The sequence below is a fragment of the Collinsella sp. AM13-34 genome (assembly GCF_003473055.1).
Lineage (GTDB): Bacteria > Actinomycetota > Coriobacteriia > Coriobacteriales > Coriobacteriaceae > Collinsella.
Window position 1 is genome coordinate 23752 of record NZ_QRLE01000016.1, and the last position, 17170, is coordinate 40921.

14 protein-coding genes are annotated in these 17170 nt (G+C 54.2%); 10 read left to right on the plus strand and 4 right to left on the minus strand.

Annotated features, from left to right (window positions below):
• Nucleotides 1-120 precede the first annotated feature (120 nt).
• Nucleotides 121-1920, plus strand: coding sequence for an AAA family ATPase (locus tag DW151_RS07575; protein ID WP_158571675.1), 1800 nt, complete (start codon nucleotides 121-123; stop codon nucleotides 1918-1920).
• A 17-nt stretch (nucleotides 1921-1937) separates the two neighbouring features.
• Here DW151_RS07575 and DW151_RS07580 read toward each other — a convergent pair whose 3' ends face one another.
• Complete coding sequence (locus DW151_RS07580) at nucleotides 1938-2960, minus strand: glycosyltransferase (protein ID WP_118335203.1); 1023 nt, start codon at nucleotides 2958-2960, stop codon at nucleotides 1938-1940.
• Between the two features lie 371 nt (nucleotides 2961-3331).
• Here DW151_RS07580 and DW151_RS07585 point away from each other — a divergent pair, with 371 nt between their 5' ends.
• From DW151_RS07585 to DW151_RS07615, 7 genes are all read left to right on the plus strand, one after another.
• The gene (locus DW151_RS07585; protein WP_118335205.1) at nucleotides 3332-4435 is read left to right on the plus strand and encodes a glycosyltransferase; all 1104 of its coding nucleotides are present in this window, start codon (nucleotides 3332-3334) and stop codon (nucleotides 4433-4435) included.
• A 6-nt stretch (nucleotides 4436-4441) separates the two neighbouring features.
• Nucleotides 4442-5482, plus strand: coding sequence for a glycosyltransferase (locus tag DW151_RS07590; protein ID WP_118335207.1), 1041 nt, complete (start codon nucleotides 4442-4444; stop codon nucleotides 5480-5482).
• 74 nt (nucleotides 5483-5556) lie between these two features.
• Nucleotides 5557-6675, plus strand: a complete 1119-nt coding sequence (locus tag DW151_RS07595; RefSeq protein WP_158571676.1) for a glycosyltransferase family 2 protein — start codon at nucleotides 5557-5559, stop codon at nucleotides 6673-6675.
• 12 nt (nucleotides 6676-6687) lie between these two features.
• Nucleotides 6688-7755, plus strand: a complete 1068-nt coding sequence (locus DW151_RS07600) for a glycosyltransferase (protein WP_118335211.1) — start codon at nucleotides 6688-6690, stop codon at nucleotides 7753-7755.
• Nucleotides 7756-10242 carry a glycosyltransferase family 2 protein gene (locus tag DW151_RS07605; RefSeq protein WP_118335213.1) on the plus strand — a complete coding sequence of 829 codons (2487 nt, stop codon included), beginning with the start codon at nucleotides 7756-7758 and terminating at the stop codon, nucleotides 10240-10242.
• A gap of 228 nt (nucleotides 10243-10470) precedes the next feature.
• Nucleotides 10471-10896 (plus strand): hypothetical protein, encoded by a 426-nt coding sequence (locus DW151_RS07610; RefSeq protein WP_147351645.1) that lies wholly within the window; start codon nucleotides 10471-10473, stop codon nucleotides 10894-10896.
• Nucleotides 10897-11092: 196 nt separating this feature from the next.
• Nucleotides 11093-11503 (plus strand): glycosyltransferase family 2 protein, encoded by a 411-nt coding sequence (locus DW151_RS07615; RefSeq protein ID WP_158571677.1) that lies wholly within the window; start codon nucleotides 11093-11095, stop codon nucleotides 11501-11503.
• 106 nt (nucleotides 11504-11609) lie between these two features.
• On the opposite strand, the gene DW151_RS07620 is transcribed toward DW151_RS07615, so the two are convergent.
• The 3 genes from DW151_RS07620 to DW151_RS07630 all read right to left on the minus strand — a co-directional run bounded on the left by DW151_RS07620 (nucleotide 11610) and on the right by DW151_RS07630 (nucleotide 13670).
• Nucleotides 11610-12116, minus strand: a complete 507-nt coding sequence (locus DW151_RS07620; RefSeq protein ID WP_118289306.1) for a hypothetical protein — start codon at nucleotides 12114-12116, stop codon at nucleotides 11610-11612.
• Between the two features lie 674 nt (nucleotides 12117-12790).
• Entirely contained in the window at nucleotides 12791-13072 is a 282-nt protein-coding gene (locus tag DW151_RS10600) for a hypothetical protein (protein WP_158571678.1), read from the minus strand.
• Nucleotides 13073-13253: 181 nt separating this feature from the next.
• Nucleotides 13254-13670: a DUF4869 domain-containing protein gene (locus DW151_RS07630; RefSeq protein ID WP_118335227.1), complete on the minus strand. Its 417-nt coding sequence runs from the start codon at nucleotides 13668-13670 to the stop codon at nucleotides 13254-13256.
• Between the two features lie 867 nt (nucleotides 13671-14537).
• Here DW151_RS07630 and DW151_RS07635 point away from each other — a divergent pair.
• The gene (locus tag DW151_RS07635) at nucleotides 14538-15668 is read left to right on the plus strand and encodes an RES family NAD+ phosphorylase (protein ID WP_118335215.1); all 1131 of its coding nucleotides are present in this window, start codon (nucleotides 14538-14540) and stop codon (nucleotides 15666-15668) included.
• A 225-nt stretch (nucleotides 15669-15893) separates the two neighbouring features.
• The coding region (locus DW151_RS07640) for an RICIN domain-containing protein (RefSeq protein ID WP_199579920.1) at nucleotides 15894-17170 on the plus strand (1277 nt) is incomplete at its 3' end.

Here is a 17170-nt window from a genome sequence, read left to right on the forward strand (position 1 = left end):
TTGTTATGCCCCCTCGGGGGTCTGTTGCTACCGTTGCCCGAAACGTTTGCATGTCGATATTGTTGCGCTCTACCCGCTCGCTACAATGGGCATCGTGCTGCGTTAGAAGGAGAGTTTACGGTGTCTGAACAGGCGAATTATGGTGTTGCTCATGCGTTTGGCGCACGGTTGCTTAGTTATGCGGATAACGCAGCTCTGCCGGTTGATGTACACGACTTTTCCGATGCAATCAATCGGTGTTTACTCGTCGATAAGACTATGTTTATTGCCGATATATTGGACAGCGAAGCGCCTGTTGCGCTTTGTTGTCGGCCCAAGGGTTTTGGCAAGAGCATGAACCTATCGATGCTCAAATGCTATTTGGAACGACCTGATCACCGGCGGCCGGACCGAAGTCCGTTCGTCGGCACCCAGATTTGGCAGGCGGGTGGCGGTCGCTATCGTGATGAGTACGCGCGCTATCCGGTCATCATGCTCGACTTTTCAGCTGCCGCTGTGAGGCGCGACGCTGATGCTGCGGCGGCTATTCGCAGCGCTGTCGCGCACGAGTGCGCTCGATTGCTGCCGCTGTTTGCCGCGCCTGATTTGTCAAGACGTGAGGTTCGTCTTATCGAGAGGGCGGCGCGTGGGGTGGCCAGCGATAAGGAGATCGATGCGGCGATTAGCGTGCTTATTAAGCTGCTCCAGACAGCTTTCGATGAGCAGGTTGTTCTTCTGATAGACGACTACGACGTGGTATGTCCAAAGCGCTTGGACGCCAAGGACGACGGTAGCGTGGATTCCCTAGAGTCGCTCAGCCGAATGTTGTTCGACACCATTGCCGACGCCGGCGACTCGTTGCGATTGACGTGTCTTATGGGCGAGCGCCCCGGTCCCGCCGAGTTTGCGTTGTCCCAACGTGGGGTTTCCTACCGATCGGCGACGCCGCTGTCGAGTTGGTGTGATCGATGGTTCGGTCTTTCGGACGATGAAGTCCAGGTGCTGTTGGATCGCATCGGTCGCAACGGCTGTCTGGATGACGCGCGTGAGTGGCTCGAGGGCTATCTGTTTGGTGGTTTTTATTGCTCGATCCCGGAGCGCGTGGTGGACTACGCATATCGCGGTTGCGTCGCGCCCGTTCGGGCAGATCTGTATGGTTACGTCGACCGTCTGAGCGCATGCGTCGGTGACTGGAATCTCATGCGCCTGTCCGCATTGTTCGATTTGCTTGAGCCGCATGGGTTTATTGAGGCGCCAGTGCATGTGCATGCCGAGGTGGCCGATGTCGCCAAGCCCGAAGATATCTGGACAGCGCTGTATCTGTCTGGATTTCTTACGACGGACATGACGGGGCATTCGGAGGACGGCGCGTGCCTTCGTTCCCTGCGTCTGCCTAACAACGAAGTGCGTCAGGCGCTCCGTCTTGTAATTCTGGAATGGTTTGAGTGTGCCGTTGAGGACGTTGGAGTTATCGACTCGTTCCATGACGGGCTGTGTCGAGGAGACGAGGACACTGTAAAGCAAGCTTTGAGCTGTGCTATCGGCGATCTGGGCATCGATGTGGGCCAATCAGATATGCCGACAGCCTATCATCTGGCGCTGCAGGGGCTTTGCTTTGGACTGCCCGGCTATTGCAATCCCAGCTCCAAGCGAAGTGGCGTCTCGGATCGCTGGGATATCCAGGTGATTCCCACCGGTCGGGTGTTTGACGTGGCCGACACGCTCGGCATGCTCGATGAGCGACCGCTCATTACGATCAACATGTTGTACGACCCTGGCGTCGATGCCCTGGGCCTGGAACTGTTAGCGGTTCAGGCGCTGCTCGACATAGAGCGCGACGGCATTGATGATATCCGCGTGCCACGCCCCGCCGTCGGGCGCATGCGCTGGGGCTTTGGTTTTGACGGTCAGCGTTTGTCCGTGGTGTGCCAACGACTGTAGCGGCGGGCGAAAGCCCTTTACTGTTCTGCGTCCTTCATGGGCGGCATGGGTTTCCAGTTGGGATCCTTAACGATCTTGCGGGCGTCCTTCATGCCACGGCGCAGCGCCGGAATGCCGGTCTTAAAGCATTTGTCGACTGCTGCCAGACGAATGAACTCCTTGCAGAAGGTCGCGGCATTGCCCAGACGGAACAGCACGGGGTGGTAGTCGCCGTAGATCTGCATGTAGCGTGCCAGATAACCGCGGTTGCGCATGATGTAGTAGCGGTTGGTGTCGCTCGTGGAGTTGAGCTGGCGCTTGCCGGCGATATCCCAGTTGGAGACGGCGCGGGCGCGCTTGAGCACCACGTCGGCAACCACGGCGGCGGGGAAGTGCTGGCTGGCCACGTAGCCGTAGCAGGCATCGTCGCCGTAGATAAAGAAGCGCGCGTCGGGCAGGCCAATCTTGTCGACCACGCGGCGCGAGAACATGCCGCCCTCAAAGCACAGTTGGTTCATGGTGCGGTAGCCCTCGGGACCCAGATCCCACTTGGCGATGGGGTTAGGGATGCCGAGCGAAAGGATGAGCTGGTACTGCCAAAAGAAAGCGCCGCCGTCAAAGTCCAGGCGCGATCCCTGGATAACGTCGTAGCGGTCGGTCCACTTGGCAAGACGCTCGATGCCTTCGGGGATGACGAGCACGTCGTCGTCCATGACCCAGAACCACTGGGCGCCCAGGTCGTATGCGCATTTAGTGCCGGCGGAGAAGCCGCCCGCACCGCCGCCGTTTTCGAGCTGCGGGGCGTAGATGACGCGGTCGGTGCCGCCCTGTGCGTCGGGCTGCTCGGTGTCGATACCCCACAGGTTGGCGAGGCGCTCGTTAAATGCGGTGCACATGGCCTCGGTCTCGCGCGAATTCTCGTTATCGACAATCACGATGCGCCAGGGCGTTGCCGTGAGCTCGGTCATGGAGTCGAACAAGTTGGCCAGGAGTTCCTGGCGCTTGTACGTAACGACGACAATGGCGAGCTTATCGATGGGAGCGGGAAGGGTTGAAGGCATGGGGCAATATATCCTTTCACGCGCGGCGGGCGAGCGCTGCGCGGAAGCTATCGAATACGTCCTTGGGACTGTTCTATTGTAAAGGCTCACCGCACCTTGTCGGCAAGCTTTGAATAAAACGCAGGAACCTGCCACGGGCGAGGTGACTGCTATACGTAACATTGATGTGCTGATTACTGCTTGAGAGCACGAGCGTTTCAGCGACCGCGATTAAGTGCAAGGCTTCGATGGGTGTGTTGCGTGCGGCTTTGGGCTGCATGACGTCCTTTCGTATCGGTTTGCCTCTGCGAGCTCCATAGATTATATAAACGCCCGCTGGCGCGCTGACCCTTTGATACCATGAAACGACAGGTATTTCCTAAGGAGCACATTTGTCTACTAACGTCTCTGGCAGCCCTGTTCTGTCGCTGCTTATTCCCATTTACAATGTTCAGCGCTACCTGCGCGAGTGTCTCGATTCCGCCCTGGCACAGACGCTCAAGGATATTGAGATCATCTGCATTAACGACGGGTCGACCGACAACTCGCCGGCGATTATTCGCGAGTATATGGAGCGCGATAGGCGCGTCAAGATGATCGACAAGGCCAACAGCGGCTACGGCGACTCGATGAACCACGGTCTGGAGATGGCGCGTGGCAAGTACGTTGGCATCTTGGAGTCCGATGACTTTATGGCGTCCGACGCACTCGAAAAGCTTGTCTCGGCCGCCGATAGCAATAATGCCGACTTTGCGAAGGCGAACTTTGATTTCTACTGGTCTAAGCCCGAGGAACGCCGTTCGCTGCACGAGATGTTTAGACCTCAGGATTGTGGCAAGCCGGTGCACCCGAGCGATACGACGCAGTTCTTTAAGCAAAAGCCGTCGATTTGGTCGGCCGTGTACCGTCGCGATTTTCTTGAGCGCAACGGCATTAAGTTCCTGCCGACTCCGGGGGCATCCTTTCAGGACACGTCATTTGCCTTTAAGGTGATCGCGTGTGCCGAAAAGGCTATTTACCTGCATGATGCCGTGTTGTCGTATCGCCAGGACAACGAGAATTCCTCGGTCAATTCTTCGGCTAAGGTCTTTTGCGTCAATACCGAGTATGCCGAGATTGAGCGTTGGATTCGAGAGGATTATGCCCGTGACCACGCAAGTGATGACGTCGCGCGCATGCTCAAGTTCAATCAGCTCATTAAGTACGATTCGTACATGTGGAACTACGTGCGTCTAGCGCCTAAGTTCTATAAGGAGTTCCTGGTTCAGATGGCCAAGGAGTTCCAAGCGGCCTTGGACGCGGGGGAGTTTTCGCTTGACGATCTCAAGCCGTGGAAGCGCGCAAATCTCGCTGCCATCCTCAAAGATCCTGAGGGCTGGGTTGACGAGCATCCGAGTTTTGCGACGGATGGTGCCTTGGGGCGTGCTAAGTATTACGCCTCGGTTGGAGGCCCAGGTGTGGTTGCTGCCTTCCTCATCGAATCGCTGAGGGGGTAGGTCGACATGGGAGAGACTTTGACCCCCAAAGCGACCATTGTCGTTCCCGTCTACAATTCGTCGCGCTCCATTCAGCGATGCCTTGATTCGCTGTTGGTCCAGTCTGAGTGTTCGATTCAGGTTGTCTGCGTCAACGACGGTTCGACTGATGATTCGTTGAACGTGTTGCGCCAGATCGCGCAGGCCGACGATCGCGTACTGGTGATTGACCAGGAAAACGCGGGCGTTTCGTGTGCTCGAAATGCCGGTATCGATGTCGCCGAGGGCGAGACCGTCTTTTTTGTGGACGCCGACGATTACATCGATGCCCAGACGGTCGAGCGCGTGTTGCATGCCATGGAGTCTGCGGATGCCGAGGCCGCCGTTTTTGGCGGCGTCTGTGAACCTGCCGATGCTGCCCCCAAACGCGTCCAGCAACTCATGAGCCCCAAAGCTGGTACCTTCGGCGCCCGCGATCCCCAACTGCTGTTCCATTCGAATGCGCAGCCCTATGCCTGCCGTGCGGCTTTTTCGCGCGAGCTGCTCAATCGCGAAGGCATTCGCTTCGCCCCCGGTTTGGCTTTGGGCGAGGACGTCGTCTTCCAATTTGCGGCCTATGCGCTTGCCCGCAGGACCGTCGTCATGCCGGACAAGTTCTACCACTACGTGATGGAGAGCGAATCGGCGACGCACGAGTTCAACAGTGCCGAGGCGCGCGCCAAAAAGCTTGACGCCCACATGAGGATGCTCGAGGAGGTCTTGGAGGACTGGGCGGCCTACGGTCTTTTGGACCTGTGTCCCGGCGAGCTGATAACTTGGTTTTTGGACCTAATTGTGTTCGACCTGGCGCGCTTGGATGCCGATGACTTCCATCGCGTGGCGGCTCGCGTCAACATGGACCTCGCGACGTTTTTGGGAACGAAGTGGGCGGATATGCCCGCTAAGGGCGCCGTTCGCCGTGTTGCCCACAAGCTCGTTGCGGCGACCTCGGGTGTTTCGATGGCAGATGCCACGCTGTTCTATCTTTCGACTCGTGGTCTCAAAGCCTGCCTGGAGCGCTTTATCTAATTCCAAGCGCTGCCGCCCGCCGCAACTCGGCTGCTAAAATAACCCTGTTACACGCTATTCAACAGGAGGTTCTCTTGCAGAACTCTGATACCCCTAAAGTTTCGCTGCTTGTCCCCATTTGCAATGTCGAGCGCTATCTGCGCGAGTGCCTCGATTCCGCCGTGGCGCAGACGCTCAAGGACATCGAGATCCTCTGTATCAACGACGGCTCCACCGATAGCTCGCCGGATATCATCCGCGAGTACATGGAGCGCGACCCCCGTGTAAAGATGATCGATAAAGCCAACAGCGGCTACGGCGACTCGATGAACCGCGGCCTGGAGATGGCTCGCGGCGAGTACGTGGGCATCCTTGAGTCCGACGACTTTATGTTTAAGGACTCGCTCCAAAAGCTGGTCGCCAAGGCCGATGCTGAACATGCCGATGTGGTAAAGGGCGACTTTTACCTGTATTGGTCCACGCCCAGCGAACGCCGTGAGCTGTTTGGGATCATCGACGAGCATATGACGGGCGCCGCTTATCGCCCCGTCGATCGCCCGGGCATTTTCTACCGCAAACCTTCCATTTGGTCGGCTATCTATCGGCGCGAGTTCCTCAACGACAATCAGATTCGGTTCCTTCCCACGCCGGGTGCTTCGTATCAGGATGCGGGTTTTAACTTTAAGGTCTGGGCATGCGCCGAGCGTGCCGCGTTTATTGCGGACCCCATTTTGTGCTATCGCCAAGACAACGAGAAGAGCTCAGTTAATTCGCCCAACAAGGTGTTTTGCGTGTGCGACGAATATGCTGAGATGCAACGTTTTTTGGACGAGCGTCCCGAGCTCAAGGCTCAGCTTCAGGGCATTTTAATGCGCATGAAGGTCGATACGTACCGTTGGAATGATGAGCGCCTGGTCGATGAGTTGCGCGAGCAGTTTTGGGAGAAGGCCTCTCCCGAGCTCAAGTCCGATTGGGATGCCGGTCGCTTTGACCTGTCGCTGTTCGATCCGCGTGGCGAGACCGACTTGCGCCTGATGGTCAAGTCGCCCCGCGCCTATATCGATTCGCGCTTTGGCTTTAAAAAGCCGGGCAAGATCAATACGTTTAAGCACTACTTTAAGATTGGCGGGCTGCCGCTGGTCTGGCGCGTGCTGACGTATCAGCGCACCTACGGTGATAATCCGCACCCCGATGACGTTCCGGTCGCACAGTAGGAGCACTTGACTATGGCTACCCCCAAGATTTCCGTTGTCGTTCCCATCTATAACGTGGAGGAGTGCCTGGCCTGGTGCCTGGACTCCCTGCTTGCGCAGGACATGCCCGATTGGGAAGGCGTGCTGGTCAACGACGGCTCGCCGGACGGCTCGCGCGATATTGCGGCTACCTATTGCGAAAAGGACGCGCGCTTTACGCTGGTCGATAAGGAGAACGGCGGCCTGTCGAGTGCGCGTAATGCAGGCATCGCCGCGTCCACGGCGTCCATCGTTGCGTTCTTGGATTCCGATGACCGGTTTACGCCCGATGCATGCCGCGTGATCGTCGATGCCTTTGAGCGCGAGGACTGCGACGTTTTGACGTTTGGAGCGAACCCGTATCCGCTGGAAGCGGGGTATCCGTGGCTTAACTATGTGCTGAGTCCTCGCAACGTGTCGTTTGAGGGTTATAGCTCCGACCTGCTGTTTAAGGAAGCATCTCGCCCGTTTGCGTGGCGCACTGCCTGCAAGCGCGCGTTCTTGTTGGACAACGGGATTGTGTTTGATGAGAACGTCAAGTATGGCGAGGATCAGGTCTTTGACTTTGCCGTGTATGGTCGCTCGCGCAAAACCGCGCTTATCTCCAACAAACTGTATGACTACCGCGTGGCGCGCAATGGTTCTCTCATGGACACCATGCGCTATGACGACGAGACGCGCCTGTTGGAGCACGTGAAGATATACTCCGCGGTACTGAATGATTGGCACCGCGATGGGCTTGATGCCAAGCATGCGGACGACCTGGCATATTTCCTGTGCGATCTGGTGCTGTACGATGCGCTCAGGTTGCTGGGTTTGGACTGCGGCAAGGTGTTTGCCGCCGTTGCCACGGCGCTTGCCGGTTCTGCCGTGGGCAGCGATGCTGCGCTCGCACAATGCGCTCCTTCTGTTGCCGCTATGGTGCGTGCGGCGCTTACCAGCAAGGCCCCCAATGCCCGTGAATGCAAAAAGCTCATGTTCGATTACGACGTCTTGAGGTTTGGGCGTCTGGGTGCCTGCAAGCGCATGGCAGCGAACGCCCTGGGAAAGCGAGAAGTGTAGATGAGTATCAAGCGTTTGGCACTTTGCCGCAGTCAGGGCCGTCTGTTTGTGCTGCTTCGTTTTGCCGGTCAGGATGTCGCCGCGCTTATTGAGCGGGAGGGTTCTCAAGCGTTTGCCCATGCGACGACGAGCGGTTCTTCTGTGCCGTCGCTGGCGTTCCCGGTCGATCATGGCCGTGTACTGGCACTTTGCCCTTCCGTTTCCGATTACGAGCGCGAGCTCGCCGTCTTGGTGCTTCCGTTTTTGGATGGCTCGTCGATGGATGTCGTTTTTGCATCCGGTGGCCAAAGGTTGGGCTCCATTCGCCTCGATAGCCGCGTGGCCAAGCTGGAATCCAAGATTAACTACAAAGCAAAGCCTGCGCTGTGTGCGCTTATCCGCGATGCGCAGCGTGGCGAATGTTGCGGTCGCTACGATATCGATGCCATTCGCTATTTGCCAGCCGACGCCGGCGCGGTGTGGCGCTATGAGGTTACCTGGGCGGGAGACCTCCAGTGCGCACCTGAGCTCCAGATCTTCGATACGCATATGAATGCCATCGATGTCACCGTGCATGTGTTTGAATCGCAGGTCGATGTTCCCCAGCGCAACGGTTGCCGCGTCAATAAAACGTATCTGAGCGTAGAGATGCCTCAGGATATACGAGATTTTGTCGCGATCGTGAGCGATCCCACAGAGCGGATCCAGAGCGGGTTTTGCGCCATGGATGGTCGCCTGTACAACGACATGGTCGACGACAGCTGGAACCGCATGAAGGACGCGCGCGCAGACGACGCAGCTTATCGACGTTGGTTTGAGCAGCATCGCGCAAAGCCGGGCGATTTGGCGTGCCAGCGTGTCGCTTCGGCGGCCTTTGCCTATAGGCCGCTCGTGAGCATTGTGGTGCCGTGCTACAAGACTGATCGGGTCTACCTGCGCGAGCTGCTGGATTCGGTGCTAGCCCAGAGCTATGGCAACTGGGAATTGCTGCTGATGGACGCCTCACCCGAATGGGATGCGGTGGCCGACCTTGCGGCGGACGCCAATGACGAGCGCGTTCGCCGCATCGAGCTTCCCGGCAACGGCGGCATTGTGGTCAACACCAACGCTGGTATTGAGCAAGCGACGGGCGACTACATCGCGTTCTTGGACCACGATGACATCCTGGAACCGGACGCGTTATTCCGCTATGTTGTCGCGCTGAACAAGGCTGCCGAGGACGAGCGTCCCCAGGTCCTGTTCTGCGACGAGGACATGTTCCAGAAAACGGGGGAGTGGGGTCAGCCGGTCTTTAAGACGCAGCTCAACGTCGACCTGCTCTATAGCCATAACTGCGTGACGCATTTCTTGATGGTGGAGAAGGCGCTCATCGATCGTATTGGCATGTCGCCTGAAGATGTCGCGGGCGCCCAGGATTACGACCTTACGCTTCGCTGTCTTGCGGCGGGCGCGCGGTTTGAGCATGTTGCGCACGTGCTGTATCACTGGCGCGTACATCCGGGATCGACCGCCGATGGCTCTGCCGATAGCAAGCCGTATGCTATTGAAGCCGGGCGCCTTGCGCTCCAGCGCTACTTTAACGCGCAGGGCATTTGCGGAACGGTCGAGGAGACCGAGACGCCTTTTGTCTACCGCATGCGCTATGCGCTGCCAGAGCCTGCGCCGCTGGTGAGCATTGTGATTCCCACCAAGGATCACATTGAGACGCTCGACGCCTGTGTAATGTCGATCGCCCAGAGAGTCACGTATGCCAATTACGAGATTGTCTTGGTGGAGAACAACAGCGAAGCCCCGGAGACGTTTGCGTATTACGAAACCCTGCCGGAACGCGTGGCTGCAGCATCTGAAGGCAAGGGCATCGCGCGCGTTGTGTACTGGCCGGGCGAGTTCAATTACTCCCAGATCATCAACTTTGGTGTTGAGCACGCCAAGGGCGACTACCTGCTGCTGCTCAACAACGATACCGAGGTCATAAGCCCCGATTTTATCGAAGAGATGATGGGCTATCTGCAGCGTCCCGATGCGGGCGTGGTGGGCGCCAAACTCTACTTTGCCGATCATCTGGTGCAGCATGCCGGCATTTTGGTTGGCGTGCGTGGCGCACTTGCCCATGCCAACCAGGACTTTTCGGCAAAGCGCGAGGGCTATCTTGCCCGCGCTGTGCGCCCGGGCAACTTTAGCGCCGTAACGGGCGCCTGTCAGATGGTGCGACGCGACGTATTTGCGCAGGTCGGAGGCTATAACGAGGAATTCGCCGTCGGCTTTAACGACGCAGACTTTTGCCTGCGCGTGTGGGAGGCGGGCTACCGTACCGTCTTTACACCCTATGCCGAGCTGTACCACTACGAGTTCACCTCGCGCGGCAGGGAAGAGGCCAACGAGGAAAAGCTGCGCCGCTGGAAGCGCGAGCAAGCGCTGTTCATGCAGCGCTGGCCTGAGTTTTTCTTGACGGGCGATCCATGGTTGGGGCCGAACTTATCCGCTGAGAGCGAGTATTTCTCGTATTAAGTCAATGGTTTTTAGGAAGTCCTAAACTTTCTTTCGGTATGAGCTTGGAAGAAAGCAATGTTGGACTATTTACTAAGACAAATTACGAAAGCTCGATATTTCCGCGATAAGATTATACAGGTTTATATAACTCGATATTATCCGATATGGTCTACGATAAAAATTTAAGCAATGATTGACCGTTAATCGATTTCCTAGAAAGGCAAACAAGTGGAGGTAGCGCTCTCTATGGGTGATAGTTTTGTCGCGACTGGTTTGACCATAGAGGACAATCTTCTGTCGAGAGCCGCTAAGGCCACTAAGGGCTATGCCTATCTGGTGCAACTGGTCGGTTATTCCATTTGGCAGCGCGCCAATTTGCATCGTGCCAAAAGTGCCATCGTGAGTGAGCGCGATGTTGCCGAAGGTATTGCGCTGGCAGAAGCTCGTTTTCACGATGTTGTTCACGAGCCCGCGATTTCTGGACTGGGGCATAACGATATCAAATACCTTTTGGCGATGTGCGAGGATAATCAACAGTTTAAATCAGCCGAGATTGCTAAGCGCATGGGTAAAAAGACCAATGAGGTCAGCTCCATTAGGGCAAAATTGCACAAAGAGAGGTTATTCAGGCGTCACAGAGAGGCTACGTGCAGTTTGCCGTGCCGGACCTAGATATCTATCTGCGAGAGAATGTCGAGAAGATTCTCGAACGGTTCTAAATCGGAGAGAGGGCGGCGTCACCATCTTTAAGACTGCTGCCAGCGTCGATTGTCATATCGGGTTTTTCTGGGGCGACAATCCCCGTGATAATAGAGATGTGGCATTCATCGTCGCCCGCTAATCAGATTTTGTCTATCTATAGCATTGCGTGTTTAAATTCGCAGCAACAAAGATACCATTTACAAAGAGTGAGGGCTATCTTGCCCGCGCCGTGCACCCGGGCAACTTTAGCGTCGTAACGGGCGCCTGTCAGATGGTTCGACGCGACGTATTTGAGCAAGTCGGAGGCTATAACGAGAAATTCGCCGTCGGTTTTAAGGACACAGACTTTTGCCTGCGCGTGTGGAAGGCGGGCTACCGCACCATCTTTACGCCGTATGCCGAGCTGTACCACTACGTGTTCAACTCGTACGGCAGGGAAGAGGCCAACGAAGAAAAGCTGCGCCGCTGGAAGTGCGAGCAGGCTCTCTTTATGCAACGCTGGCCCGAGTACTTTGTTGGCAAGGATCCATGGCTTAACTCAAACCTCAGCTCAGAAAGCGGGTACTTTGCGCTTTAGATTGCTGAAATGTCCTTCGGGAGTTGGCCGTCTGTTGATATGAAAGACATTGAGAAATAGGGGGGCTAACGAGCCTGTAACGGTGACGAGTCGTTAGCCCTTTGGGCTAGTCTTTTACAATAATCAATGGATCTATTAGGTTAACAAAGTGTTTTTCAAATTGTGTCTTATCATTTTGCGAGGAATAGTAGTCTTCAACGCTATCAAGTAGCTCAGTGATTAGGTCACAAATGGGTAATTCGATAATTGGATTGCCATCGTCTATATTAATCGCTAAGGCCCTTCCGTCTCCAAAGTCTGAATTGATTAGCCGGAAGTTGACTTCGTGCCCAGATTTCAAATTTAGATCCAAATTTCCGCTGTGAACAATTGAGCAACGTATTTTATAGATGAACTTTCCGAAATCATTTCCGTTTAGCATACTTTGGTCATGAATAAAAGCTGAAGTGTCAACAAATTGGTTGATCCAACGGCTGTACCGATCTCCTACTGTTTTTTCGTTTGGATACTCGACTTGAGCGCAGACGTCTGGCAGCGTGAGAGAAAAACATAGAGCTGAATAATAAGCTTTAGCATTTAGCGCTCTGCGTGCATCTTCAATGTACTCCAGCATAATGAACTCCTATAATTGCCAAAGTTATTAATTTAATTATAACGAATACTTGTCTACCATTTGGTATGGACGCATATAGCATCTCGTACAGCTATTAGCGGCTATTAGCGGATAACAAATAATATGTTCCATATATTGACGGTTTCCTCGAAACCCTCTGCATGGTCAACAGCCTCAAGACATCTCGGGGCAGGATGATCTATTGCAAGTTGAAATAGGGTGTTAACCAGGGGCAAATCACATCCGCTACAGCTGTGTTGCCAGTAGCATGTAAGAAGGCTGGCAAATCTCTTGCTATACTCGAAGCGCTTATTTGAGGGAAAGACTAAGCGCGGGACCACGCGGTGCCTGAAACGTTCATAAACGTCATACAGTGAAAAGCCTACAGGAAAGTGCCTACGCGGACTAAGAGATGACACGTGGACGCGTTTTCTCTCGGTCGGAATACGCAAATGCCTTTGTTTTTGTAGGTTGATTTTCAGCCCCAGCGAGCACTTTGAACGGATAGCGTGTTTCCGCACCTAGCCGAACGGCCCTGGACCGTGCGAGGCGGCCCCGGGCCGTCGTTTCCCCAGTTGAAGGAACGGTGGGGATGTGTTTCGACGGGTCCGGGGCCATGCTTCGCCAGCCCCTCGACTCCGCTTCCCAGGCTCAGCCGAACGGCCCCCGCGCGCCTATCCACGTGCGACATCGCGAGCGCGAGGTCGGCCGGCGCGAGCCGGTCGAACCTGAGCTCCCGGCCCTTCGGCAGCAGCTTCCTGAGCCGTCCCTCCAAGCGCTGCGGGCGCCGCAACCCGGGCACTTCGGGTCCTGCCGATAGGCCGCGCGGCCTCGGCGAGCGTGCCGGCGCCGACCTCATCGCTGCAGTGCTTCTCGTCGACGGCTTCTCTGAGCAGCAGGAGCTCGTCGGCGGTGATGCCCGCCACGAGCGCCCTGAAGGGGTTCGCTCTTCCCATATGGATCTGTCCCATCCGCCTGAACGCCCACATGGAAGGATTGTCGCCAAACAAAGATTCGGGTGGGCGCTCGGGCAAATTCTCTGTTTGGCTGGGAAGGGCATAGCATTTGGGGACCGCAGGGCCCCCGGTAATTAGCTGTTATCTAAATTGTTAGATTTCGAATGGTGTGTCAGGAGTTTTACCTTAGGCATTTTGCGGCTATAGGGACAAGGTCGAACATCGTGTGAACGACATCACCCGTGTTTGCAACGGTTGCCGTGAACTTGCCGTTTCTAAAGTCCATCAGATGGTAGAGGTTGATTGTCAGATCTTGCTGTGCGGCGATTCTCATGATCCAGTAAGCGCAATTATCGCTGCAGTTTGTGGTGTTGCATACGTTCTGAGGCATAAAGTACATGAGCAGCAGTGTTTTAGTGCCTCCCGATAGCCTTTCAGGAGGGATGATGCTCAGCATCTTGGTATCAATTGCGCATGGCCCAACCACAATACCTTTTTCGATGGATTTGATGATCCTTTGCGCAAAGGCATCTTGAAACCACTGGGGCGAATAGACGTTATCGAAGTAAACTGACGTATTGTAGATAACGTTTTCCATATCACCATAGTGAATTGTTAACACGTTGGTCCCTTCGGGATGCTGGCGTGGTGTTCGTGAGGACGATTGTGTCGCACGCACAAAACGAGCGTTGTTGGTCGGTATCGAATGCGATTGATTGTGAGGGCTGAATTCAATGCCTGTATTATTCTTGTCCGTGCTTGTGTCTAAGTTGCTTTGAAGGTCTATGTTTTAGAAAATAGTCCCGAGCTATGCTCCGTGTGGCGGCACGTAAAAGCTGTACTGTGCTTGGGCAGGTAAAAGTCCAAGACGATTAGATGTCCGAGAGGATATCGAGCCCGCACCGGGGAGATAAGGTGAGTCCGCGCCGGGGACTATAATTCCGGCGACAACTAGGTTTCCGTGAGGATACCGCGGCTGACAGCCAGCAGAAAACCCCTTATATGCTTCTTCCGCGTGCCGTGTACCGTGTGCCGTGTGCCGTTTGCCGAGCGCTGTCTGCTTACACGATTTACGCCGAATTGCTTGGGTCTATGGACGTTCAATCTGCCATGAGTCTGAAGTAGGACTTGAACTATATTCGCTGATACGAGCTGTTATCAGGCATTTTCCGATGCGACTTATTAGCTTGCCGTGTGGATCGGAACGGTCATGTCTGTTGTCTTGTTAAACCACTGTCGTCGTTACATTCTGCTTCTTGCCGTGATATGCCTATGCGTTTTACTGGGTAGGTCTTCAAATACGGCTGGCGCGGAGAGCCCGATTCGAAGGACCAGGGCGCATAGATTAGATTTGTTTTGAAGATATCGCAGCCATAGAAACTGGTTTGGCTTAAACCCTAATGGTGCCAACGGCGCTATGCTTTCTTTGTCTACCCGTTAGCTCATTGTTTAAAGGAAGATAAAAATGACTTGTGGTTGGATTGTAGAGGCTTTTCATTGTGTGGAGTTCTCAGCTCCATTTGTTATTGAAAAAGACATCAGCTATTACTCTGATTTGTCAAATAAATACAGAGTGCTTTTGAAGCGAGCTTCTGGTGCTGGTGCAGATGATGATAGTCTCGCTATCATCGAAAAATATTCTAAAAAAGTTCTGGATAGCATTCGAAGATATTACAGAGCTGATATATCTGGATCAAATGCCGTAATTAAGAATTTGATTGCAGGATTGGATGATTGCCCTTTAGCTTCTTCAAGACTTTATAATTCTCCTGCGTTTCCGGGGAAACTTGGTAGTGATCTTCAATTGTTCCGAAGCAGAACGGGAAATGCCTCATTGATGTATAGCGCAAAGGAAATGCTTCCGCTTCCGCGTTCGCTTAGATCAAAATCAGGTAACTATAGATTTAGTATCCCAGGTAATCCCTGCTATTATTTATCAAACTCTTCTTATGGCTGTTGGATTGAAACGGGATTTCCTCCTGAAGCGGATTTTAATGTTTCACCTGTATTGCTGGACGGAAAACAAAAAATCCTAAATCTCGCTGTCTCTTCACGTAATTTTTCTCTTTTGAATAACTTCGGAAACGACGAAGTGCACTGCTGGCTTAAGTTGATTATTCTAATGTTTGCGACTTCATATCGCGTTAAAGAGCCTGGAAGGTCATTTAAATCCGAGTATATTGTTTCGCAGTCACTCATGTTGGGTGCCAAGAAGCTTGGTTTTGATGGAGTCGTCTATTATTCAAAGCGGGTTAGAAACGATGCTTTTAGCTTATGCGCAATAAACCTAGCGTTGTTTATGAACTATCGAAAGCAAGATAACTATCCCGATCTGGTTGATCACATTAAACTTGATGATTCGTTTAATTTCTCTGTTTTTAAACAATTGTTGCCCTGTGCGAGAGCTGGTCAATATGAATTACGATCGGTTAATAACCCGTACACCGTGAATATCTCCACGAATAATGAAGATAGACAGTTTTCCTTTCGGGATACAGCGTTCTATGAGTTCGACAGCTTCTTGTTTGACTCCTGGACTAAAAAGAGGGGCGGACGCGATAAAGATAGCCTTTCGTGGGGGCATGCCAATGTATAGACTCTGCCATTGGCGAATCTCGCTGTAACCCTTATCCTGGTTGATCTGGCTTGTCGTAATGAATGGCGTTTGTCCCTGCATGTTATGAAAGTTGGCAATTTCTGTCTCTCAATGTTGGTCTCTTATCAAATCTGTTATTAAGCAGATGCGTTGTCTGCGTCAATGTGCATTCGCTAAAATGCACTTTTGATTAACTTTGGCTTGTTACGAGAATTTGGAATAGCTATGGGTCAGTTTAAAAGGGCGTTCGTCTTTATCATTGCGATGGTCGTGTCATTGGTTGTTGTCGCGACACCGTCTTTTGCTGACGAATCTTCAAGAGTTCTTGTTGAAAATTCTTGGCGCTTTCAAGATGGTCAGTCAATTACTTCTGAAGAAGACTCCGAAGATGCTGGAATTTCAGCGTATTCGCTCAGCAGGCTACCTGATGGTGTTACTGCTCAGGGTATCGATGTGAGCGAGCACCAGGGCAATATCAATTGGGATGCCGTTAAGGCGAGCGGTGTTGATTTTGCGATTCTTCGAGTTGGCTTTGGTGCGCCGTCTTTCGGGGGAAGAACTGATTATCAGTTCCAGCGTAATATCTCTGAGTGTGAGCGCTTGGGGATTCCGTACGGTATCTATCTTTACTCGTATGCGTGGGATGATGGGCAGGCGGCAGATGAAGCGGCATTCGTTATTAGCAACATTGCGGGCCACAGCCCACAACTGCCTATCTACTACGATCTTGAGGATAATTCGATTATTGCTGACGGTCGCCAAGGAGGTATCGCCTCAAGGGCTTCAGTTTTTTGCAATCGGATTATAAATGCTGGCTATAAGGTTGGCATTTATGCCAACTTAAATTGGTTTAACAATATCCTGACCGACCCCGTGTTTAATTCGCCGTCATGGGACCATTGGATCGCACAATATAATTATCAGTGTGATTACGCGGGCAAGTACAGTTTTTGGCAGTATGCGAGTGATGGTAGCGTTGATGGAATCAGCGGTTCCGTCGATATGAACTATGCCTACATCACAATCGAATCGAATGAGGATAAATGGGCTCGCGCCGACGAGCTCGCCGCCGCCCATTCCTCCGACCTTCCCGACGGGACCTACACCGTCGCCAGCCTCGTCTCGGGCTCGATCGTCTTCGATGCCGGGATGGGGGGCAGGTCGAACGGCTGCCCGCTCCAGGCGTACGGGCCCAACGGGACCGACGCCCAGGCCTGGCAGGTCACCCACGACGGGGACTACGTCGTGCTGAGGTGCGCCCGCTCCGGCCTGGCCGTGGACTGCCCCTCGTCGTCGACGGCCAACGGCACGCCCCTGCAGCTCTACTCGTACAACGGGACGCGGGCCCAGAAATGGATCGCCGTCAAGGGCGCGGACGGCTCCTACTCGCTGCTGTCCGCCAACGACCCCTCGGTCTGCATCGACCTGCCCGGCTCGAGGACGAACGACGGCAACCGGCTCCAGCTCTATGCCGGCAACGGTACCGCCGCGCAGTCCTGGTC

Excerpts from the sequence above, each read along its gene's own strand:
- DW151_RS07635 (WP_118335215.1), top strand. The coding sequence starts at position 14,538 with ATGACTTGTGGTTGGATTGTAGAGGCTTTTCATTGTGTGGAGTTCTCA.
- DW151_RS07630 (WP_118335227.1), bottom strand. The coding sequence starts at position 13,670 with ATGGAAAACGTTATCTACAATACGTCAGTTTACTTCGATAACGTCTAT.
- DW151_RS07610 (WP_147351645.1), top strand. The coding sequence starts at position 10,471 with ATGGGTGATAGTTTTGTCGCGACTGGTTTGACCATAGAGGACAATCTT.
- DW151_RS07605 (WP_118335213.1), top strand. The coding sequence starts at position 7,756 with ATGAGTATCAAGCGTTTGGCACTTTGCCGCAGTCAGGGCCGTCTGTTT.
- DW151_RS10600 (WP_158571678.1), bottom strand. The coding sequence starts at position 13,072 with ATGGGAAGAGCGAACCCCTTCAGGGCGCTCGTGGCGGGCATCACCGCC.
- DW151_RS07590 (WP_118335207.1), top strand. The coding sequence starts at position 4,442 with ATGGGAGAGACTTTGACCCCCAAAGCGACCATTGTCGTTCCCGTCTAC.
- DW151_RS07580 (WP_118335203.1), bottom strand. The coding sequence starts at position 2,960 with ATGCCTTCAACCCTTCCCGCTCCCATCGATAAGCTCGCCATTGTCGTC.
- DW151_RS07620 (WP_118289306.1), bottom strand. The coding sequence starts at position 12,116 with ATGCTGGAGTACATTGAAGATGCACGCAGAGCGCTAAATGCTAAAGCT.
- DW151_RS07600 (WP_118335211.1), top strand. The coding sequence starts at position 6,688 with ATGGCTACCCCCAAGATTTCCGTTGTCGTTCCCATCTATAACGTGGAG.